General features: G+C 61.3%; 14 protein-coding genes. 9 read left to right on the top strand and 5 right to left on the bottom strand.

Annotated elements, in window-relative coordinates:
* Positions 1-84: 84 nt before the first annotated feature.
* Both H6650_21365 and H6650_21370 read right to left on the bottom strand, forming a co-directional pair.
* Positions 85-1,038 (bottom strand): hypothetical protein, encoded by a 954-nt coding sequence (locus H6650_21365; GenBank protein MCB8954562.1) that lies wholly within the window; start codon positions 1,036-1,038, stop codon positions 85-87.
* A 189-nt stretch (positions 1,039-1,227) separates the two neighbouring features.
* Positions 1,228-6,537 (bottom strand): Ig-like domain-containing protein, encoded by a 5,310-nt coding sequence (locus H6650_21370; protein ID MCB8954563.1) that lies wholly within the window; start codon positions 6,535-6,537, stop codon positions 1,228-1,230.
* 483 nt (positions 6,538-7,020) lie between these two features.
* Between H6650_21370 and H6650_21375 the strand changes: the two genes are divergently transcribed.
* The 3 genes from H6650_21375 (at position 7,021) to H6650_21385 (ending at position 11,225) form a co-directional block, all read left to right on the top strand.
* Positions 7,021-7,971: a MoxR family ATPase gene (locus H6650_21375; protein MCB8954564.1), complete on the top strand. Its 951-nt coding sequence runs from the start codon at positions 7,021-7,023 to the stop codon at positions 7,969-7,971.
* 184 nt (positions 7,972-8,155) lie between these two features.
* A complete protein-coding gene (locus H6650_21380) occupies positions 8,156-9,448 on the top strand; it encodes a DUF58 domain-containing protein (protein MCB8954565.1) in 1,293 nt (430 codons plus the stop codon).
* Between the two features lie 469 nt (positions 9,449-9,917).
* Positions 9,918-11,225: a DUF362 domain-containing protein gene (locus H6650_21385; GenBank protein MCB8954566.1), complete on the top strand. Its 1,308-nt coding sequence runs from the start codon at positions 9,918-9,920 to the stop codon at positions 11,223-11,225.
* Between the two features lie 9 nt (positions 11,226-11,234).
* Here H6650_21385 and H6650_21390 read toward each other — a convergent pair whose 3' ends face one another.
* Positions 11,235-13,748 carry a lamin tail domain-containing protein gene (locus tag H6650_21390; GenBank protein ID MCB8954567.1) on the bottom strand — a complete coding sequence of 838 codons (2,514 nt, stop codon included), beginning with the start codon at positions 13,746-13,748 and terminating at the stop codon, positions 11,235-11,237.
* A gap of 199 nt (positions 13,749-13,947) precedes the next feature.
* On the opposite strand from H6650_21390, the gene H6650_21395 reads away from it, so the two are divergent.
* From H6650_21395 to H6650_21420, 6 genes are all read left to right on the top strand, one after another.
* The gene (locus H6650_21395; protein MCB8954568.1) at positions 13,948-14,250 is read left to right on the top strand and encodes a hypothetical protein; all 303 of its coding nucleotides are present in this window, start codon (positions 13,948-13,950) and stop codon (positions 14,248-14,250) included.
* Positions 14,251-14,308: 58 nt separating this feature from the next.
* Positions 14,309-14,755 (top strand): hypothetical protein, encoded by a 447-nt coding sequence (locus H6650_21400; GenBank protein MCB8954569.1) that lies wholly within the window; start codon positions 14,309-14,311, stop codon positions 14,753-14,755.
* The gene (locus H6650_21405; GenBank protein MCB8954570.1) at positions 14,736-15,473 is read left to right on the top strand and encodes a DNA alkylation repair protein; all 738 of its coding nucleotides are present in this window, start codon (positions 14,736-14,738) and stop codon (positions 15,471-15,473) included. The genes H6650_21400 and H6650_21405 overlap by 20 nt, the downstream gene beginning before the upstream one ends.
* Entirely contained in the window at positions 15,470-15,919 is a 450-nt protein-coding gene (locus tag H6650_21410) for a GNAT family N-acetyltransferase (protein MCB8954571.1), read from the top strand. The genes H6650_21405 and H6650_21410 overlap by 4 nt, the downstream gene beginning before the upstream one ends.
* Before the next feature lie 326 nt (positions 15,920-16,245).
* Positions 16,246-18,657 (top strand): endopeptidase La, encoded by a 2,412-nt coding sequence (lon, locus tag H6650_21415; GenBank protein MCB8954572.1) that lies wholly within the window; start codon positions 16,246-16,248, stop codon positions 18,655-18,657.
* Between the two features lie 284 nt (positions 18,658-18,941).
* Positions 18,942-20,498, top strand: coding sequence for an FTR1 family iron permease (locus H6650_21420; GenBank protein MCB8954573.1), 1,557 nt, complete (start codon positions 18,942-18,944; stop codon positions 20,496-20,498).
* A 225-nt stretch (positions 20,499-20,723) separates the two neighbouring features.
* On the opposite strand, the gene H6650_21425 is transcribed toward H6650_21420, so the two are convergent.
* Together H6650_21425 and H6650_21430 are read right to left on the bottom strand one after the other, a co-directional pair.
* Positions 20,724-21,395, bottom strand: a complete 672-nt coding sequence (locus H6650_21425; protein ID MCB8954574.1) for a uracil-DNA glycosylase family protein — start codon at positions 21,393-21,395, stop codon at positions 20,724-20,726.
* Positions 21,396-21,427: 32 nt separating this feature from the next.
* Complete coding sequence (locus tag H6650_21430; protein MCB8954575.1) at positions 21,428-22,351, bottom strand: sulfotransferase; 924 nt, start codon at positions 22,349-22,351, stop codon at positions 21,428-21,430.
* Positions 22,352-22,366 lie beyond the last annotated feature (15 nt).

Consider the following 22,366-nt stretch of genomic DNA (forward strand, 5'->3'; position numbering starts at 1 on the left):
TCGCCTGTACTTTGGTCATCGACAATCCTTTCCCTATCGTGTAAATGGCAGACAGTTACCAGAGAACGCGGTGTTTCCGGTCGTCTACGAAGCAGTATGCGCGATTTGCTGTTGGGCCGGGGCGATTCGGTCACGGTAGAAGACGAATGTGGACATGACGAGGGCGGTGTTGATGAAGCCGTGGCCGAGAATGCTGACCAGCGTGAGCCAGGAGCCGTTGTCTACCTGCCGCCAGAGGGTGTTGAGGCCACCACCAACGACGACGATACTCAGCAGGAGAAGTAGGGTGGGCCAGATTTGAACCTGGACAAGGCGGACACTGGTGAGCATGGCGGGGAAAATGCCGGCATCATACAAAACGATCCCATGTATGCTAAAAAAGAGATAGATCGCCAGCCAGATCGCCACCACGCCGCCCAACAGCACCGCCGGCGTTGCCCCCAACCCCACCAGCGACAGGATCAAGGCCACGGGCAGCAAAGCCACGCCGATAATGAGCAGGCAGAGGCCAAACACAAGAACCAGCCCCACCAATTTCATACCGGAACGCAGCAGTCGCCGCCCAAACTGCGCCGCGTCAAACGGCCCCGCGCGCAACGCCTGCGCCAACCCATTGTAAAAGAGAATCGCCAGCAGCAACCCGGCCATGTTCAGGCCGAAGAAAATCAGAAACCATTGCGACATGCTGGCTATGTCCACCAGGGATGCCGCGATGGGTATCTTCTCAGGCGTCGGTCCGGTCATTAACGTTGGCACACCAATCACCGGAAAACTGAGTAGCGTAAACCAATTCACCCGGGGAGCCAGGGCCACCATCTGCTCCGTAAAAGCCGCCAACTGCGGTTCCCCCTGCAACGGCGCCAGACTTTGCGTCAGCAGCGAGGACGTCGTCAGCCGGGGGCCTAGCCACAACCATAAATCAAGCAGCACAGGCAACGTCATCAACCAGAGATGACCGGTGATTAAGTCAAATCCAGCAGCGATGGTCGCAATTACCCCCGGCTGCCCGGGTGCTTCAGGTTCCTTTTCTCGCATCATAATAACCCAACAATTTTATCACATTTGTTCTAGCCAGGCGAACGTACACCACCTGTAAAGTGACATAAAACGCAGGACGTCACCTGCCAGCCGCGTGTCCGTATGCCGGCAATGCAAAAAGGCTCGCCAGGCCAGCAGCCCGGCGAGCCTTCACTTCAGGCTTAATCCCAAGCCTTTGCTGCGAAACGTTTAGCCCATTTGCGGGCGTGCGCGACGGGCGCGCCTGCCGGCAAAGAGCCAACCACGCCGCCACAGTTCCAACAAACCGAGAATAGAGCCACCGATCACCAGAACCATGGCCACTATCCAGCCGTTCCACCAGTTGCCGCCCGCGCCGTCAATCCCGACGAGTTCCACCGACGTGGGCGCATCAACCGTGGTGAATGACCACGTGACGGGAACCTGCTGCACGCCCGTGTCCCCACCGGGAACGCCCGGTGTGGTCTGGCCGGCCACGGAAACCGTGTACACCGAGCCAAGCGCCAGTTCCAGGTCGGGCGCGAACGTCACCATCCAGGCATCCGCGTCGTAACTGAACGTGCCGCTGACGGTGCCATCCGGCCCGTTGACGGTAAACATCGTGTCTGCCGTCATGGTGATGCTCCAGGTGACGGAGATCACCGTGTCCAGGGGCACGCCAATGGCGTCCGCCGTCGGGTAGTGGCTGACCACGATGGGGTCGCGCCAGAACCGCACGGCTTTGTCCGCGTCGTCTCCGCTGATCCAATCAGTGGCGGTGTTGTCAATCAACTGCGTGCCATCCGTGCCGTACTCAATGGTGGCGGCGCGATTAGCAAAGCCGACGATGGAACCCCACGATTCCACCGTTTCCCAGGTGCCACGGGTGAACTTGTACTGCAACTGCGTGCCGTCGAGGATGCTGGTCGTATACTCCCATACGTTGGGTGAGACTTCCGTCATGGCTACTTTGCCGGCATCCCACGGACCAAACTCAGGCAGATCACCGGAAACATGCACCACGCCCGGCGTGTAGTCGGGCACGCCCACGCGGAACGTGACAGTCACGTAGCGCGTCTCCGCCGTCGCCTGCACCACATTGGAGGCTTCAGAACGGTTGAAGCTGGTATCGTACGCCAACAGGTAATACTCGTAAGTCGTATCCGTGACCACATCCTCATCTGTGTACCCGGTTATGCCGGCATCCAGCACCGCCACGCGCTCATAATCCACAAGCGCCGCGCCAACCAAAACACGGCGGTACAACTCGTACCCCACCAGGTCGGATTCCGTGTTCGCGTCCCAGGAAAGGATGACGCTGCTGGCGGTTGTACCCTCCAGCGTCAGGTTTTGTGGCGCGGCGGGAGCCGTCGTATCGTCGCTGGGGACCACATAGAGGCGGCCCGGATTGCCATTTTCGCCGGGACCGTTGAGGTCGGCGTAGTACCAGGCGCGGCCACCGTCGCCGGACCAGCGCGTCACGTAGTCAAACGCGCCCTGCATGTCCGGCAGCAGGTTGCCCAGGTACTCGTCGTTGTTGCCCACGGCGGCATTGTAATCCATGGTCGTCCAGGACCAATCCGCGCCCGTGGCGGAGGTTCCCGTGGGGCCATAGCCAACCTGCGCCCAGATGCCCGTGGCCGGTCCGCTACCGCCGGTCGCGTCGGCGATGTACAACTGCCCGTAGATGTTCTCCGTGGGCGTGAGGGCGCTGATGGTGTGCGTGATTTGCGGGGGCCATTGCAGGTTGTACCAGGCGGCGTCCAGGTCGTGGTGGGGAATACCCATCGCTTCGTTGGACCAGCCGCTGACCAATCCGGTGGCGTCGTCGCGGGAGACGACCACGTAGTAGTAGGGGATGGCGTTGAGCAGGCCGGTGTCCGTGTAAGCCGTTCCGGCCACGTTGGCGACCCAGGCATAGCCACCGCCGCTGACCAGGCCGCGGTAGACATCATAGCTGCTGGCCCCGGCGGCGGCGCTCCAACCCAGATCGACCGTCTCGCTGGCTTCGCCCGTGACCGCCAGGTCGGCGACCGCGTCGGGCGCCGCGCCCAGGGTATTGGTCAAGACCAGCAGCGAGCCGGAGAAGGCGGGCACGTCCACCGTCAACTGCCCGGAGCCGTCCACCGTGTAGGCGGCGTCTCCGTTCAGCACGTCGATGAAGGTCGCGCCATAGGAGAGGTAGCCGCTGACGTCCACGGTCACGGCGGCGGCGGTGGCGCCACGGTTGGCGATGATGACGGCGGCATCCGAGTTGTCCGCCATCTTGCGCCCGTAGGCGTAGATGTTGTTGGCGTCGTCTACGAGCAGGGTGTCAAAACTGCCGGTGCGCAGGGCGGCGTGCGTCTGGCGCGTGTTCGCCAGCAGCGTGTACCGGTCGCGCGGATTCGCCTGCCCCACTTCCGTTTGCAGATGCGTGTAGAAGGGGGTGCCGCTTTCGTCCAGCCAGGGATAGGGAATGCGGTTGTAGGGGTCGTCTTGCAGCGTGGTGCCATCATTGGTAACGGGACCAACCAGGCCCACTTCGTCGCCATAATAGATGGTGGGCGCGCCGGGGAGGGTGAACTGGAGCAGAATGACGCCCTTGAGGCGGTCCAGGGCGTCGCTCCAGTCGTAATTGGGATCGTCGTAGAGGGCGGCGTCGTTTTTGCCCGGCCCTTCGTCGAGCATGATCAGGGCGCGGTTGGTGTCGTGGCTGCCGAGCAGGTTCATTTCGGCGTAGTACGCTTCGGGGGGATACCGTTCCTGCCAGTTGCGCAGCCGTTCATCCAGTTGGGAGGGGGTGAGGGGAGCAAGCGTGCCGGCAGAACTGCCGCTGTTGTGGTCGTTATCCGTGAAAGTCGTGTCGCGCCAGAAGCTCAACATCGCCGAGCTATACTGGTAATTCATCGTCCCGTCCCACTCATTGCCGATGAACCAGGAGGAGCCATTGCCCCACTCCTCGCCCACAATGTACGCCTGCGGGTTGGTTTCGTGAATCGCCTGGCGGAAACCCTCCCAATAATCATTGGTCGGGTCGTTGGCCGTGCCGGGGTCCACGTCACCGCCCACATCCAACCGCCAGCCGTCCGCCCACTGCATCCAGTAGCGGGCAATGGCCGACTCGCCGCCGGACCAGATGTAGTCGCGCACGTCGGTGTTGGCGGAATCCAGTTTGGGCAGGCTGTCAAAGCCAAACCAGGAGGTGTAGTTGGTATCACCGGCGCAGACGCCGCTACCGGGAACCGGCGCGGCGGAGAAGTAGTACCAATCGCGGTAGGGGCTGGTCTCGCTCTCGCAGGCGCCATCGGGCGCGGGGTAGCGGTCGTAGCGATCAAAGAAGATGCTGTCCGACGAGGTGTGGTTAAACACGCCGTCGAGGATGATCTTCATGCCACGATTGTGCGCCTCCGTCACCAACTGCTGGAACAGGGCCAGGTCGCCGAAGTTGTCGTCGATCAGGCCGTAATCCGTGGTGTCGTATTTGTGATTGGAAGGGGACTCGAAGATGGGGTTGAGGTAGATGGCGGTCACGCCCAGGTCTTGCAGATAGTCGAGCTTATCCAACACGCCTTGCAGGTCGCCGCCATAGAAGTTCTCGCTGTATTTGCCGGTGCAGTCCGTGCCCTCGGCGCGCGGGTCGCAGACGGGGGTGTTCCAATCAGCCTGATTGGAGCGATAAATGGAGCCATCGGCCTGATCGTAGAAGAAGGTGCCGGCGGTTGTGTCGTTGCCGGCATCGCCATCACGGAAGCGGTCGGCGAAAATCTGGTAGATAACGGCATTCTTCACCCAATCCGGCGTCGTAAAGGTAGGATCATAAACCGTCAACTGCCAGCTATTGTCCGGGCTGTCGCCAAACGTCTCGCCCCAGCCCCCCGTGCGCGCGCTATCGTCTTCATAGTAAGCCGTCGCCGTGCCATCAATAGCGATGAAGCGATACCAGTAGATAGTGGGGTCGGCGCTGCCCGGCAGGGTGATCTCCCACCATTCATACGTGCCATCATCCGCCGCCAACGTCATGGGCAAGAGCATGTTCACGTTGTTGCGGTCGTCCCAGACGCGCACTTTGGCGGCGGTGAGGTCGTTGCTGGCGGCGCGCAGGCGCAGGGTGACGGGCGTATTGGTCGTCACGGGGCCGCCGGGGGTGCGATAGAGCGGATCACGGCTGTCGTGGCCGAGGTCGTCCCAGAAGATATTGTCGTCGTGGCCGGCTCCGCCTTCCGGTTCGGGAATGACCATGTTCCAGCGCCCGCTGTTGATGTCCAGGAGGACGGTGATGGTCAGGTTGTCGCCGAGGGTCTGGAAGTTGAAGGGGGCTGAGTCGTTGCGTCCGTCGGCGCTGAACTGGTTGCCCCAGTTGTTGGTTTCGGAGATTTTGGCCTGGTATGTGCCGGCATTGGCCACCTCATACTGCACCATATACCAGCCATTTCCCACGTCCGTCAGCGCCGTGTCCGGGTTGGTGTTATCCCAACCCTGCCAGTCGCCCACCGCCGTCCAGGTCGCGGGCGCATCATCCCAGGCGTTGACGATATTTTGTGCCGGCATCAAAGCCACCACATCGCCGCTATGATCATTCGTATCAAACGTAAACTTCACCACCTGGTTCGCGGCGCTCGTGATCACCCAGGCATTATTCGAGGGATACGCATTGCCCCAATTGCCGCACTCCACCACCTTGAACTCATCCCGCCCCGCGTTCGTCAGCGTGTAGTCCAGCGAGAAAACGCCATCGCCACCGACGAGGTCGCCATCGAGGCCATCATCATTCAGCGGCGTGCTGCCGTTGTCCCACCCCTGGAACCCCCCCGCCAGACACCAACTGCCGCTGCCGCTACCGTTGCCGGCAATCGTCACCCGACCATTGTGCGTATCCAGCAGGAAAGAGACGCGCTCATTGTCCGCGCCGGTGGTGAAACTGAGCGGCGTGCCATCAACGGCCCGCCCATCCTGTACAAACTGCTCGCTCCAGGAACCCGTTTGCACGATTTTCGCCTGGTATGTGCCGGCAGTGGCGATGTCGTATTGCAAGGCATGGATGCCGTTGCCGGCATCGCTCATCAGCGTGGCGGGGTTGCTATTGTCCCACCCCTGCCAATCGCCCACGGCGGTAAAACTTACCGGCAAATCATCGCCGGAGACGTTCACAATGTTTTGCGCGGGGCTGGCGGGAAGCGCGTCCCCCGCGTGATCGTTTGTGTCAAAGGTCAGATGGACAACCTGATTGGGGCTGCCCGTGTAAAACCAACTGTTCTGCGAGGGGAAGGTGGTTCCCCAATCACCGCATGTGACCGCTTTCCACTCGTAGCGGTCGGCGGCGGCGATGGTAAAGTCGAGGGAAAAAACGCCGTCGTCGGCCAGCAAGTCGCCATGCGTGCCATCGTCATAGAGGGGGTTGGCGCTATTGTCCCAGCCCTGAAAACTGCCGGCGGCGCACCAGGTGCTGGTGGGCGCGGCGGGGGTGGGCGCGGCGGCGGCCCGATGCCAGCCCCAAAGCGCCAACAACGCCAGGACGCTCAGCAGCAGCAGCCGTCTGCTCACTCTTGTATACGCTTTCATACAAACCTCCTTGTGGGATTGAAGTCAGCCAAAATCAGGGATAGATTCTCCCATGAGGATCTGATGTGAGGCGATCCTCCCCCGTGGGTATTATTATCTCCGATATTTGTTGACACGTCAACGAATTCAGGTGTGGTGCTGGGGAGCGACTTGGGGGAAAATGCCGGCACGCGCCCTCTCCACGACCCCAAAATGCCACCGAATTTCTACCTTTTATGCGCGGAACTGGTATACTGTAGCCAGTTCAATCCCAGGGAAAGGGCGGCGTTTTTGCAAAAATGCCGGCACTCTTGCGTCTAATCCCCAGAAGATAGCCCAAATCACCCCCAAACAGGTGAGAGCTTCCTGGGTATTTGCGTCACCTATTTTGCTGCCTGCTATAATCAGGGCGCACAATAACGCCCCACCCTTTTTGCCCCGCGCAACAAGGACGCTCAATCAGCCTCGATTCCCCAAAATCCTGCAACAAGGAGCATCTACAACATGACGGATGTGCAAGAAATCGCCAATCGCATCATCACCAACGTAGAAAAAGTCATCGTCGGCAAACGTTCCGCCGTCCAACTAACCGTACTCGGTTTACTCTGCCAGGGACACATGCTCATTGAAGATGTGCCGGGCGTCGGCAAAACCGTGCTGGCGAAAGCCATTGCTCGCTCCGTCGGCTGCAATTTCCGCCGCATCCAGTTCACACCCGACATGCTGCCCACCGATGTCACCGGCGTCTCCGTTTTCAACCAAAAAACGCGCGAGTTTGAATTCCGCCCCGGCCCCATCCACGCGCAAATCGTCCTCGCAGACGAAATCAACCGCGCCACCCCCAAAACCCAATCCGCCCTGCTGGAAGCGATGGAAGAGCGTCAGGTCACAGTGGACGGAACCACCTACCCCCTCACGCCCCCCTTCATGGTCCTGGCGACACAGAACCCCATTGAGTATGAAGGAACCTTCCCCCTCCCCGAGGCGCAGCTCGACCGCTTCATGCTGCGCATTCGCCTCGGATACCCCAGCAAAGCCGACGAAATCGAAATCCTGAACCGTCAGCAACTTGTCCATCCCGTAAACACCATTGAGCAAGTGGTTTCCGTCGAAGAACTGATCGCCGCGCAAGAGGCCATCAAAACCATTTACCTCGACGAACTCGTGAAGGAATACGTCGTGGACATCGTGCGGCAAACGCGCGTCCATCCCGATGTGTACCTGGGAGCCAGCTCTCGCGGCGCGCTTTCCATTTATCGCCTGACGCAGGCGCGCGCCGCCCTCTTCAATCGGGATTACGTCCTGCCCGATGACGTGAAGGCGCTGGCGGAACCGGCACTGGCCCACCGCATCATCGTTGGTCCCGCCGCCCGCATCAAGGACATTGAACCGGGCACGCTGGTCACGGATATTCTGGACAAAATCCCCGTTCCTGGCGCACAGCCAGCACGCTAGCGCCGTCTAATCGTATTCTTGGGAACGGAACCTAAAGAAGACGACGAAGTTGCTTCCTTACCGTTCCTTCAAACTGACGATGCCATTCCGTACTTATTTTCATCGTCAGTCCTTAAGACACCGCCACGCTCCACGTATTGACCGCCAACGCCGGCGGTCACTCTCAACCGGCGAGCATTGAAGCATGTTCAAACGACGAAACGTTGTCCTCATTCTGGCGATTCTGGCCCTCATCGGCGGTCTGAGCAATGGCCGCGACCTGCTGTTCAACCTGGCTTATTTGCTGGGGCTGCTGCTGATCGTCTCTTTCCTCTGGGCCTGGAGCAATCTACGCTGGGTACACCTTTCCCGCCTCACGCGCAGCCGCTACGCGCAAGCCGGCGGCACATTTGAAGAGCGTTTTACGGTGCGCAACACCAGCATCATTCCCAAACTGTGGTTGGAAGTGCGCGACTACTCCGGGCTGTCCACCCACCATGCCAGCCGCGTCATCACCAACCTGGGCAGCCGCAGCCAGGTGACGTGGCGCGTGAACACCGTTTGCGCGCAGCGAGGGCAGTATCAATTGGGGCCACTGCGCTTGAGTACGAGCGATCCGTTCGGCCTGTTTCCCATGCAGCGGGACCTGACACAAACAGGCACGCTGGTCGTTTACCCAACAACGGTGGACATCAGCTATTTTGCGCTGCCCGTGGGCGTGCTGCCCGGCGGGGACGCGCTGCGGCGGCGCACGCACTACATCACCACCAACGCTTCCGGGGTGCGCGATTATGCCCCCGGCGACAGCTACAGTCGCATTCACTGGCCTAGCACGGCGCGGCGCGACCGATTGATCGTGAAGGAATTTGAACTGGACCCGTTGGCAGACATCTGGATCGTGCCCGATATGTCCATGCTGGCGCACGTAGAGGCCATCCCCAAAGAGAGAAAAGCCGCTCTGGAAGACGCTGACCGGCCTATCTGGATGCAGCAGGAAGCGTACAAACTTCCCGAATCCACGGAAGAGTATACGATCACGATTGCCGCCTCGCTGACGCAGTATTTTCTCCGTTTTGACCGCAATGTGGGCTTGATGGCTTACGCTCAGGCGCGCGAAGTGATTCAGCCAGACCGTGGGGAGCGGCAGCGCAACAAGATTTTGGAGACGCTGGCGGTGCTACGGACGCAAGGCGAATTGACGATTGAGCAGGTGATGCAGGCGGAGCTGCAGGTTTTTCCACGAGGGACGACCCTGATAGTGGTGACGCCAACCAATAACGAGTTGTGGGCCACGGTGGCGCGGCAACTGAAGCGGCGCGGCCTGCGCATCGTCACGGTGCTGGTGGAGCCGGCCTCGTTTGGCGGCCATAAGTCTGCCGAACCGCTGGCGACTTTCCTGCAAGCCAATGGCCTGACGACCTACGTGGTGCATAACGGTGATAATCTGTCTGTTGCGTTGAGTCGGAAACCGGTCGGCGTTCATTCGTTTGCGCTCTAGTCGGTCGGCGGGAATGCCGGCATTCACACACAATCATCCGCCTGCAATCATCCGGCGTAGGCGGGGGGGGCCGGCGCGGAAACCTCTTGCGCCAGGCGTGTGGCCGCTTCTTTGGTCTGACATTGCGCTTCCGAAAAGGCCTGTTGGACCATGTGCCCGGCGGCTGAAGCGTTACAAATGAGCATGGCCGGGATTCGCCGGAGCTTCTAGACAAAACAGCAACGTAAGTCTACAATTCCCCCCGAAGATTCATTCGCCTCATCTTTGTCTATTTTGAGGCGTTGCCGCACTGCTGCCGGCAAAAGCACGAAGGAAACGACTTGCCAGAAGCAAGTTGACCTCTTTTTTGCCAGACACAGCCAACCGGAGCGCCCCCAACCTGGCATAATATCTTATATTCGCAACATTCGTTGGCCGCTGCACAGCGCCATAAAATGGCGCCGCCCACGCGGGTAATCTGAGGAACTCAATGAACGTCAACAAAAAGCATCTGATGGTGGACAGACGCCAGTTCTTGCAACTTTCGTCCGCGGCCGCGCTCAGCGTGGGGTTGGACAAGATACGCCTGCCGCGCACACCGCGCGGCAGTTATACGGTGGGCGTGGGACACGACACCGAGGGGTACGCAGCCACCCTGCGCGCCATTCAAGCCAGTGAAGGCTGGAATCCTGCCGGCATAAACGGCAAGCGCGTCATCATCAAGCCCAACCTGGTGCAGCCAGAAACCGCGGACAGCGGCGTCACCACAGACCCGGAAGTCGTGCGAGCCATTGTAGACATGGCGCTGGCCGCCAACGCCGCCGAAATCTGGATCGTGGAAACCTCCCTCACCGGCGCGTTCTTTCAAGAGTGCGGCTATGGCTATTTTGACGGCTACGACCCGCGCGTGAGCCTGGTTGACCTGAATGGGCTGCCCTACGGCATGGCGCCCGTGCCCGGAGGCATGGCTTACAGCGCCATCGCCCTGCCCATCGCCCTGTTCGACGAGAATGCATACGTGGTCAGCGTCGCCAAAATGAAGGTCCACAACCTGACCATGGCCAGCCTCTCCATGAAGAATATGTATGGCTTTCCCCCCATTGAATTCTACACGGCGCCGCCGCGCCTGGGGCGTTATGCCATGCACAACCGCAGCGTCAACGAGAGTACGGTTGACCTGAACCTGGCGCGCCAGCCGGATTTCGCGGTGGTGGATGGCATTTGGGCGCTGGAGGGGATGGGGCCGTGGGGCGGCGTGCCCCGGCGCATGGACCTGGTGATGGCGGGGGCGAATGCCCTGGCGGTGGATTACGTCTGCCTGATGGCCATGGGGATTCCGTCGATGCGCGTGCCGCACCTGCTGTACGCGACCATCAGCGGACTGGGGCCGGCGGGGCTGGCGGACATCAATATCCAGGGGGACGGGTTCAACCCGGCGGCGTTTGAGATTCCCCTTTCCCTCCCGACCGCCTCCCCACCGCAGGCAAATCCGTTCACCTTCAACCCGCAAGCGGGCGAGGGGACGGTGATTTCGTGCGCGGTGAATATGCCCTGCCAGATGATGATTGAGGTGGTGGAGGCGCAGCCTTTCAGCCCGGATTTGCCCCGGGTGCGTTTGCTGCGAGATTGGGGAGCGCAAGATGCCGGCATTATCACCATCCCCTGGGACGGACGAACAGACAATGGGGACATCGCGCCGCCCGCCACCTACGGCGTGCGCGTCGCCGCCCGCGGCTATCTGGCGCAAAACGTCATCTTCTCATTCGGCTGGGCGCAGGTCGTCAATCCCAACACCTAGCTGCCGGCATCAACCGCGGCGCCGGCGGGACAAGACCACGCTGGCCACCCCCACCAGCAGCAAGGCCACGACGCCGCCAACCACCGCCGCCAGCGTGCCCGCGCCCGGTCCGGATGCCGGCACGGGCATTTCCGTGGCCGCAGTGGCCGCGGGCGCGGGCGCGGCGGGTGCATCGTCACCCAGTTGCAGCAGCAGCATGGGAATGTCGTGGTCGGACGATTTGTAGGGAATGCCGGCAGGCGACGTATCCAGACTGAGCGCGTCCGGGTAGTCGGCGTTCACGTGCATAATCTTCACATCCACGATCCGCTGATCCAGCGCGGGCGAGACAAACATACCGTCAATCAACTGGGATGCGCCGCTGAACACGAAACTATAGCGAGCCGATTCGGGCACGCGCTGCAAAGTATCCACCAGCTTGCCGCCCGCCGTGAGCGCGAGCATCGGCGGCGACTGGTTGTAATCATTGAAATCCCCCATGATGATCACGCGGGCCGCCGTATCTGACGCCAGCGCCTCGTCCGCCAGCGTGTCCAGATGCCGCGCCTGCGCCACCCGCTGCGACTCCGTCTCCAGGTCGCCGCCCCGCTTTGATTTGAAGTGATTCACCATGACGGTGTACGTTTCGCCATCCACGGTGAGGACGGCGTGCAGCGGCGGGCGGGAAAACAAGGGGAACTCGCCGGCGGGGCAATTAACAGAGCCATCATTCGATTCCGTCTCAATAGGCGAACAGGTCTGGCGCAGCGCCAGCGACTGCACGGCAACGCGCCCCGGTTGGGTGAGCAGGGCCACGTCAATGCCCCGGCTGTCCGGGCTTTCCAGGTGGTTGACATCGTAGGTGAAGCCGCAAGTAGCCGTCATCTGGTCGGCCAGGTCTTGCAGCAGCGACGCTTTTTCCACCTCCATCACGCCCAGGATGGTGGGGCAGCCGAGGAGGTTGCTAATGGCGTAGGTGAGCTTGGCCTGTTTGATGCTTAATTCCGCGGGAGATGGCTTCGGTTCGGCGTCCAGGTGGGTGTCGTCGATGAGGTCGAAGTAGTTTTCCACATTGAAGGTGGCGACGGTGAACTGGTTTGGGCCGGGGCGAAGCGGCTGCGGCAGGGGAGCCGGCTCAGCATAGGTGACTTGCAGGGCGGCGGGCTGCTGCTGCACGATTTTGAACTGGTCGAAGTTGTAGATGAGGGGGCCGATAATGCCGGCAACTTCATCCCCCACCCGCACGTCAGGAAAACCGGCGCAGGTGATGTCCGTCGTGTGCAGGATGGGAATAATCTGGCCGATGGGGTCGCTCTCCCGCTGGCGGACGACGCGCGTCACGCCCGCCTCCGCCGCGGCCGCGGCAAAGCCACAGCCGCTAAACGTCGGCCCCAACACGGGCACAACCCCCGGCAACGACACGCGCATACTCTCCAGCGGCTCGAAGTACGCCGCCGCCGCCGCGGTATCCGCCGGGGGGTTCACGGGGACCGGCTCTGGCAGCGGGCTACCGTGACTCTCCACGTCAATTTGCAGGTTATTGTCGTCGATCTCCGTATAGCCGAAGAATTCCGTCACCTGGCCGCGCACGCGGATCAGGTCGCCGATGACGACCTGGGGCCGCCGCACGCCGGCAAAGATGGCGATGCCATCCGAGGTGGCGGGGTCGCCGTCTTCCGCGCCGGGGGCGTCCTGCACAAAGAGGGTGTAGTAGGTGGTTCCTTCGACGTTGCGGTCTTCGTACATGCCGGTGACGACGCCGCGAAAGGTGACTTCCTGGTTGATGAAGGCGGCTACATCCCGCGTGCCCTGAATTTGACCGATGGGGGGCAGGCCGTCGGCGGCGGGGGCGCTGCCGGCATTGGCCGCGGCACTGGCCGCGGCTTCGGGTTGGGGCGCGGTAACGCATTCGCCGTCGAAGCTGATCACGCCGGGGGTGGGCTGGCGTTGCGGCTGCCAATCTCCGGCGCTGTCGGTGTCGCAAGATGCCGGCACACGCTCAATACTCTGCCCCCGCAACACCGCGCCAATCGCCGGGGTGAAAAATTGCGTGCTGTCCCCATAATTCAGCGCATCCACCACCTTATCCAACACATCCAGCAGCAGCACCTCATCCCCCCCGTTTGCCAGCCCCACGTCCCCCCCCGCCCAGGCGGCATAGGGAAGCATATCGGGCACGTCCGGGTCCGTATCCTGCATCTCAAAATCGGGCGACTTCCCAAACAACTCGCGGAACCCCGCCGCCGTCTGCGCCACCACGAGCACCTGACCGGGCGCGACGCCGGCTCCCTCCGGGAACATCCGCATTCCTTCCCGCTGCCCCTTGTTCTCCTCATCCCCCAGCTTATAGCCGGCGAGATTGATGGCCGCCGCGCCTACGTTGGCGATCTCGATCCACTCCTCTTCCTCATCCGCGCCCGGCGTGTTGTAGTATACTTCCGTGATCAGCAGCCCCTCCGCCGCCTGAAAGGCGCGCGCTGTGGGGACCAGCAGGCCCAGCATACAAACCAAAACGAATTGCGGCAAGCGAGTTTGAAAACGCATGATAGACCTCAAACATAGGGGGAAGCGAACACCCGGGCACGGTGCGTTTGGGGCAAAACCTGGGGCCGCGCTTCTGCCACGGGTAGATTATTCGCGTGAACTGGCGTAGAATACTAGCGACGTTTGACGCTTGAATTTTGGAGCAGGTTGCCCTATCTGGCAACCTTTTTCCCACTGATTTTGATGAGAAAGGTGAATAATGTCTACGGATAACGGCATGTGGCAGCGCGAGCAGGTTGTGGGTCTGCCCATCACGCACCAGGGCATCCGCCTGACGCCGCAATCGGAAGCCATCTCCCTGCGATGGTCAAGCGGCGTAGAGTCGGGCTTCGCGGCGATCTGGCATCGGCCCACCGCTCTCCTGGTAGAGCAGGAGGGCGAGACGAGCCACATCCCCATCCCGGACGTGACGCGGCAGGTGCAAATCGCTCTCTGGGGCCTGGCCACGTTCTTTTCGCTTATCGCCTGGCTTTTGGCCCGGCGTCGCGCAAGCAAGGCGTGAGTCCCTCTGAAAATGGTTGCGACGGCGCACCACACACATACAAAAGGAAGGCAATCCCATGAACGACAAGACGAATGGTGTATTTCATACCGCCGTTGAATCGCAAGGTCAGGCTTTTGACCTGCTGCAAACCGTGACGACAACTGCGCGCGGCAGTGCCGTGTTTAGCGCCCCCATTGAGAAGGGGGACTACCTGGTGATCAATGCGGCGGAGGTATCCGTGGGCATGGGTGTCGGCTTTGGCATGGGCGGCGGGAGTGGTCCGATGCCGGCAGAAGGCGCGGCAACGAAAGAGGATGCGCCCGGCGGATATGGTAGTGGCGGCGGTGGGGGTGGCGGCGGCGGCGCTATGTCACGTCCGGTGGCCGTGATCGCCATCGGTCCCGATGGCGTTCGGGTCGAACCAATTGTGGACGCGACGAAGTTGGGTCTGGCGTTTTTCACGATGCTGGGCAGTTTTCTTTTGATGCTGCGCGGGATGCGAAATGCCGGCAAAACCAAATAAAGACACCCCCTTGCTCACACGCGACCAGATTCTCGATCGCCTGCGCGCCCTGTCTAACCCGGAGAATGTTGCCGGCATGTCCCGTTTTGGCATTCAATCCGACCACGTCTACGGCGTCTCCATGCCCGATCTGCGCCGGTTGGCGCGGGAAGCGGGCAAAAGCCACGAACTGGCGCGCCAACTGTGGCAGATTAACAGCCGCGAGACACGCATCCTGGCCAGCCTGGTGGATGTTCCCAAACAGGTGACGGCGGCGCAAATGGAAGCGTGGGCCGCCGAATTCGACAACTGGGAAACCTGCGACCAGGTCGTGTCCAACCTCTTCCAGCAGACACCGTTTGCCTATGAAAAGGCGCGGGCGTGGAGCGAACGGGAAGAGGAATACGTCAAACGGGCGGGATTCGTCCTCATGGCACGACTGGCGGTTAAGGACAAGAAGGCGACCGACGCCGATCTGGCCCAATTCCTGCCGATCATCGAACGGGAAGCGAACGACAGCCGGGCAATGGTGAAAAAGGGCGTCAACTGGGCGCTGCGGCAGATCGGCAAGCGCAATCTAGCCTTGAACGAAGCCGCCATCGGCTGCGCCACCCGCATTTTGAAACAAGATAACCGGCACGGCAACTGGGTGGGAGGCGACGCCCTAAGCGAACTGACGAGCGAAGCGGTGCAGGCGCGGCTGCAACCGCGCACGGCGACCAGGCAGGAAAACCGATGACGACGGTCTCACTGCGGCCGGCACAAGCGACGGATGCGGACGTGATCAAAGCGATGGTGCGGGGCGCGCGCCTGAATCCTTTCCGCCTGGATTGGGAGCGGTTTTGGGTTGCGGTGGACGAAGCCGGACGGATTGTCGGCTGCGTGCAGCTAAAGCCGCATGAAGATGGCGTGCTGGAGCTGGCGTCGCTGGTGACGGACGCAGCCTGGCGTGGGCAGGGCGTGGCGCACCAGCTTGTGCGTCATTTGCAAACAGAGGCGGGGCCGCCGCTGTGGCTGATGTGCGAGTCGGGGTTAACGCCGTTTTACCGCCGCTTTGGGTTTGTGGAGGTACACCAGTTGCGGGAGATGCCCGGGCATTTCCGCATGATACGCCGCCTCTCCCGTTTTTTCATGCCTCCCTGGCGGCGTCATTACCTGGCGATTATGCGCTGGGAGGGTGAGTAGTGGCCGGTCGGTCGCGGTCAGCAGCGTCGCTCTCTCCCGCGAAGTTTTCTGCTTCCCCATCCCCCGCCTATTTCTAACAAAGTTCCTACAAGCGGACTATTGTTTCTTTTGTACGCCAGGGCTAAGATACACCATCAAGGTTCATAGCAACGAATAACCACCAACCTTTCAAACCACCGCCACTCGTGACTATACAGGTCATCTGCCCAGATTGGACCAATTTGCTCTGGTTAAATCCTGTTAATGTCTACAAAATTGGTCCAATCTCTCGGAGACGTGAATAGTTACCGCCACTCTTTGTTTCCAATTCTGAAGGAGTCTCTCTTATGAGTTCAACGCCGAATCTAGTCCCCCTTGTTCCCTTGCGCGGAGGCGCGCTGTTTCCCGGCGTGACTACAAACGTGACGATTGGCCGCCGCCGCTCGTTGGCCGCGGCGCAGGCGGCTACCCAGGAAGACGGACAGATTATGATTCTGGTACAGTACAATGCCGATGTGGATGAGCCGGAAGGACCGGACCTGGTTCCCATCGGAATCCTGGCAAACGTGCGCGATGTTGTGCGCGCGCCACATGTGGGCGTGCAGATGTTGGTGGAATTGCAACGAAGGGTGCGTTTTGTGGAAATCACCTCGTCTGACCCGTTTCTTGCCGGCATTTACGCCGAACTCGAAGATGGCAGCGACACCATCGCCCCCGAACTCATGGCCTCCGCCATCGCCCACCTGGAAAAATACGCCGAACTCATGGGCGAAGTCAACCGCCAGGTACTCGCCGCCATGCGCACCAAAGCCACCGCCGGTGAACTGGCCGACTACCTGGCCGGTCTACTTGGCCTGCCCTTCGAGCTACAACTTCAACTCCTTACCAACACCAACGGCCTGGAACGGCTGGAAATGGTCCAGCAGCACCTGGAACAAGAAATCCGCATTGCGGAAGTCAAGCAATCCATTCAGCAAGACGCGCGCCAGAGCGCGGAAAAAGCGCAGCGCGAATTCATGCTGCGGGAGCAGATGAAGTCGATTCGCAAGGAATTGGGGGAAGACGAACCCGACCTGATCGAAGAACTGCGGGCAAAAGTGGAAGACGCCAACATGCCGGAGGAAGTCAACAAGCGCGCCCTGGAGGAAATCAAGCGACTGGAGCGGCAAGGACAGCATAGCGCCGAAGCCAGCGTGATCCGCACCTATCTGGAATGGCTGATTGAAATTCCCTGGACCATCCTCACCGAAGATAATCTGGACACCAACCACGTGCGCCAGGTTCTGGACGAAGACCATTACGGCCTGGAAGATGTGAAGGACCGCATCGTGGAATACGTAGCCGTGCGCAAACTCGCCGGTTCCAACATGAAGGGAGCCATTATCAACCTCAACGGGCCTCCCGGCGTGGGCAAGACCTCCATCGCCTCCTCCGTGGCGCGGGCCATGGGGCGGAAGATGGTGCGCATCAGCCTCGGCGGTGTGCGCGACGAAGCGGAAATCCGCGGCCATCGCCGCACCTACATTGGGGCCATCCCCGGACGCCTCATCCGCGCCCTGCGGGACGCGAAAACGCGCAATCCGGTGATCGTGTTGGACGAAATCGACAAAGTTGGCTCCGACTGGCGCGGCGACCCCAGTTCCGCGCTGCTGGAAGTACTGGACCCGGAGCAGAATCACTCCTTCACCGATCATTACCTGGAAGTGCCCGTCGATTTGAGCCAGGTCGTCTTCATCACGACCTCCAACACGACCAGCACGATTCCCGAACCGCTGTTTGACCGCATGGAAAGCATCAGCATGGCGGGCTACATCGAAGACGAAAAGCTGTGTATCGCCCGCGATTACCTCATCCGCAAGCAAAAGGAAGCCAACGGCATCGGCGCCGTGGACGCTTCCATCACGGATGCCGCGCTGCGAAAAATGGTACGTCACCACACACGTGAAGCAGGCGTGCGCCAGTTTGAGCGCAATATCGGCTCAGTCGTGCGCAAACTGGCGGTGAAAGTCGCCGAGGGCGAAGATGGCCCATTTGTCGTGGATGAAGAGGATGTGACGACCTTCCTCGGACCGGACAAGTTCACGTATGGCACGGCGGAGGAAAAGGACGAGGTGGGCGTCTCCACCGGTCTGGCGGTCAGCGGCTATGGCGGGGATGTGCTGTCCATTGAAGTGAGCCTGATGGAAGGGAATGGGCGCGTCATCCTCACCGGTTCGCTGGGCGAGGTGATGCAGGAGTCGGCGCAGGCGGCGCTGACCTATGCACGGGCGAATGCGCGGCGGTTGGGACTGGAGCCGGCGGTGTTCGATAAAATTAACATTCACATTCATGTGCCGGCAGGCGCGACGCCCAAAGATGGTCCTAGCGCGGGCACGGCCATGGCCACGGCGATTATTTCCGCGCTCACGCGCCGTCCGGTGAGCCGGGATGTGGCCATGACGGGCGAGGTGACGTTGCGGGGCAAGGTGCTGGCAATTGGCGGGTTGAAAGCGAAAACGATTGCGGCGCATCGTGCCGGCATTAAAACCGTCCTTCTTCCCAAAGACAACGCCAAAGACATCCCTGAGCTGCCGGATCGCATCCGCAGCGACCTCAATCTAGTCGCCGTCAGCCACCTGGACGAAGTATTGGAGGTGGCCCTGCTGGACCCCGTTGGCCCACCCTTCATGGTTAACGCGGAGGACGATGGCGAGCAAAGCGGCATGAAACTGCCCCCGCCACCGACCGGCGATAGCAGCGGTGAAATTGTACGCGCCTGAGCCATACCGGTACGCGCGCGTGGGAAAAGAGAGCAACAGCCCGTGGAAACAGCAAAGTTTTCACGGGCTTTTTTGTCGCCGACGGCATACCGCCACGTTCATGCCTCACGGGAATTAACCAGAGTTAAAAATCAAATGAAACGAGAGGCAACATCAGGTTTAACGCGGGGTCTTGTTTTGCCGGCGGAAATCCGATAGCTTATACCCATCGTCGGCGCAGGCGCAGTGCATCTCACAACTATGGCGCGCTTGCGAACATCTCGCCCCACAAAGGAGTAAGAATCGTGCATATCTCCCCACGACCACATCCCCAGGGAACGTTCAATCATCCCCGTTTGCTGTCGCGTTTTGCCGGCCTCGTTATTGCCGGCATCATGGCCGCCGTACTGCTCTCCCTGGTTAGGGTCCACACCGCCGCCGCGGACAGCTCGGATGTCGCCAATCTGCTGCGCGCGCTCGCCTTCCACGTAGGCGAAGGCGAAGAGGCATCCGCCAATGGTGACACGGCGCGTATCCAGGCGGAGTATGCGGAAATCAAGGCCTTTTGGGAAACCATCGAAGATGACGTGAAAGCGACCGACGCCGGCGCATACGTGCGCATGGAAAGCGCCCTCAACGGCCTGAAAGAGGCCGTGCAGGCTACTCCCGTAGATGTCGCCGCCGTGGGCGCGGCCTACACGCATTTAAACGAAGAAATCGAGGCCATTGCGGCACAGCTTGATAGCACGGCAACGGGGGGTGCGCCCGTGGCAACCGAGGCCACGCCCGCGACACTGTTGGCGCGGTTAGACGACCTGTATGAAGTGGTGGAAACCGGGGACGTGCCCACGGCGCAGGCGCACATGGATAATGTCGTTCTCACGTGGCTGGCAGTGGAAGGCGCGATTGCCGCCAATTCACCCGACGCCTACAACGAAATGGAGACGCTTCTGGGGCAGGCGAGCGGGGCGCTCACGGCGCAGTCGGTTGATTTGGGCGCGGCGGAGGTGGCCATTGCCGCGATGCGCGAGCAGATAGCGCCATTTGTTTCCCGTCAGACTTACACGGCTTTTGACGCGGCGGCCATTATCTTGCGCGAGGGGTTGGAGGCGCTGCTGGTGATTGTGGCGTTGGTGGCTTTTCTGGACCGCTCCGGCAATCGGGACAAACGACGCTGGATTTGGTTGGGCGCGGCTGCCGGCATTTGCGCCAGCCTGATCACCGCCATCGCCCTGCAATTCATCTTCAACCGCGCCGCCGCCGGCCAAAACCGCGAAGTCATTGAGGGTGTCACCGCGCTCATTGCCGCCGTGCTTCTGTTTTACGTCTCCTACTGGCTGCACAGCAAAGCCAACCTGAACGCCTGGCAAAGCTACATCAATGACCGCACCGGCCACGCCCTGCGGCAGGGCAGCACCTTCGGCCTCAGTCTGCTGGCTTTCCTGGCCATCTTCCGCGAAGGAGCGGAGACGGTCGTCTTTTATCTGGGAATGGCCCCCTCGATCAGTTCCGGTAATCTGCTACTGGGGCTGGCGTTGGGCGTGGCTATCTTGACCGTGGCCGCCGTCCTGATGATGGTCGTGGGCGTCAAGCTACCGCTGCGTCCCTTCTTCCGCGTCGCCGGGCTGCTCGTCTACTACCTGGGCTTTAAGTTTGTGGGGGCGGGCATTCATGCGTTGCAACTTGCCGGCATTCTTCCCACCTCCCTCGTCAAACCCATCCCCCCCATCCCCTTCTTCGGCATCTACCCCACCTGGGAAACCCTGGCCCCGCAGCTCCTACTGCTCCTGGCCGCCATCGCCGCCTTCCTCTACCTGCGCCAGCGCGACCAGCGGATGCAGCGATCAACCGTTAACTTCTAACGGAAACAGGGGACCTTTCCGGAAGCCCGGTTTCAGGCCCGGCGCGTTCCACATAGCTTCCGGGAAGGTGGTTTAGGTCCAGGCGATCTTCCCGGAAGCCCGGTTTCAGGCCCGGCGCGTTCCACATAGCTTCCGGGAAGGTGGTTTAGGTCCAGGCGATCTTCCCGGAAGCGCGGTTTCAGGCCCGGCGCGTTCCACATAGCTTCCGGGAAGGTGGTTGATTGTTTACAGCATTTCCCTGATTTGCGCCAAAATACCGATGGCGCGGTCAATCAAGGCTTGATTCGCCGGACGATTGGGCCAGAGACTGGCCCCGGAGGGATGCGGCAGGGGCACGAGCCAGCGCCCCGCCCGCGGTTTGGCGGCGTCAAAAGCGTCCAGCATTTCCGCCTGGCGTAAGTCGAAATTGACGGGATTGATGACGCTCTGCGGCGGAAAATAGGCGGCGCGGCCTATGATTTGCGCCAGGCTGAGGCGAGCGGGGAAAAAGAGCTTGATGGCCAGGCCACCCACGGGAATGATCAGGCGGGGGTTGATGAGGGCCATTTCCCGCTCCAGAAAGGGGCGGCAAAACGCCTGTTCGTCGCGGCTGGGCACGCGGTCCCCCTTGCCATTGCCGGATTTCCCCGGATAGCATTTGGTCACGGCGGTCATATACTGCGTCTGGCGGAAGGTATCTTCCTCCCAACCCGCCGCTCCCAACCATTGGAAGAGTCGTCGTCCGCTGCCGGCATTAAACGGCCTTTTCGCCTCTACCTCCGTCACCCCAGGAGCCTGCCCGATCAACATCACCCGCGCCCCCAGCCGCCCCTGAAACACCGCCCCCGGCACAATATCATGCCCGGCCTCCAGGCAGCGGCGGCAGGCTCGCATTTCCTCGTGAAGTTGTTGTAGCATAGTGTGGTCAGTTGATAGTCGGTGGTTGTGGCTTACACGTCCCAATCGGCGGCGTCATAAAAATGCCCCGCCAGCGTTTCCGTACGGGCGCGTACGCGGGCGATTTCCGCCGCCGTCAGGCGCTGCCGCCAGTTCCAGATATTGGCGCGGCTGTCCAGCTTCAGGCCGGGCGCGCTCTCGCCGGCGGGGGCGCTGGCGGGGTTCTGCGGGCTGGTGTGGGCGCGAATCTGGGCGGCGATGGCCGGGCTAAAAGGCAAACCCAAACGAGCATAGAGCGCGGCAAATTCCGCCTCTGGTCGACGGGAGAGCGTTTCGTGGCGCACAAAAATCCAGTGGGGATACCGTTCCTGGCAGCCGCGCACGACGGTGTAGACAAGCTGCCACATGAGGGCCGCCTGGTCCACGATGTCCCACGCCGCCGCCGCCTGCATCTCCGCCGCGAAGGGGTGCAGCCAGTCGCGCAGCAGCAGGGGCTGGGCCAGCAGATCGTGGAAGGGGGAGTGCCAGCCGAATCGTTTGATGCTGCCGGCAAAAGCCGCCGGATGCCGAATGACCACAACCACGGCCATGTCGAACCGCTGCGCCAGCCAGGCGGCGGAGAACACCGCCATGGGGTCCTTCACCAGGGCGCGATAACGGCGCAGGCGCATCGCCCCGAACCCCAGCGTATCCCGCAGCGGCGGCCACAACTGGCCGCGCTGGCGCACTTCCGGCCAGACGTTGTAGTGCAGGCCAATCGTCCGGCGCAGTGGCTGCCGGTAGGCCGCCTCGTTCTCCGTCGTTATGTATGTGAAGCGGTACGGGAAATGGGCCGTGCATTTACCCGGATGGGCGTAGTCCATGTTGAACGGCTCATGGATATAGGCCACGCGGGGGGCCAGAGCCAACATTTTGCCCGTCCAGGTGGAGCCAGAGCGGTGCGCGCCGGTGACGAGAATGGGTTGATTCGCAGACATTCTGGCAACTATACC

The sequence above is a fragment of the Ardenticatenales bacterium genome (genome assembly GCA_020634515.1).
Taxonomy (GTDB): domain Bacteria; phylum Chloroflexota; class Anaerolineae; order Promineifilales; family Promineifilaceae; genus JAGVTM01.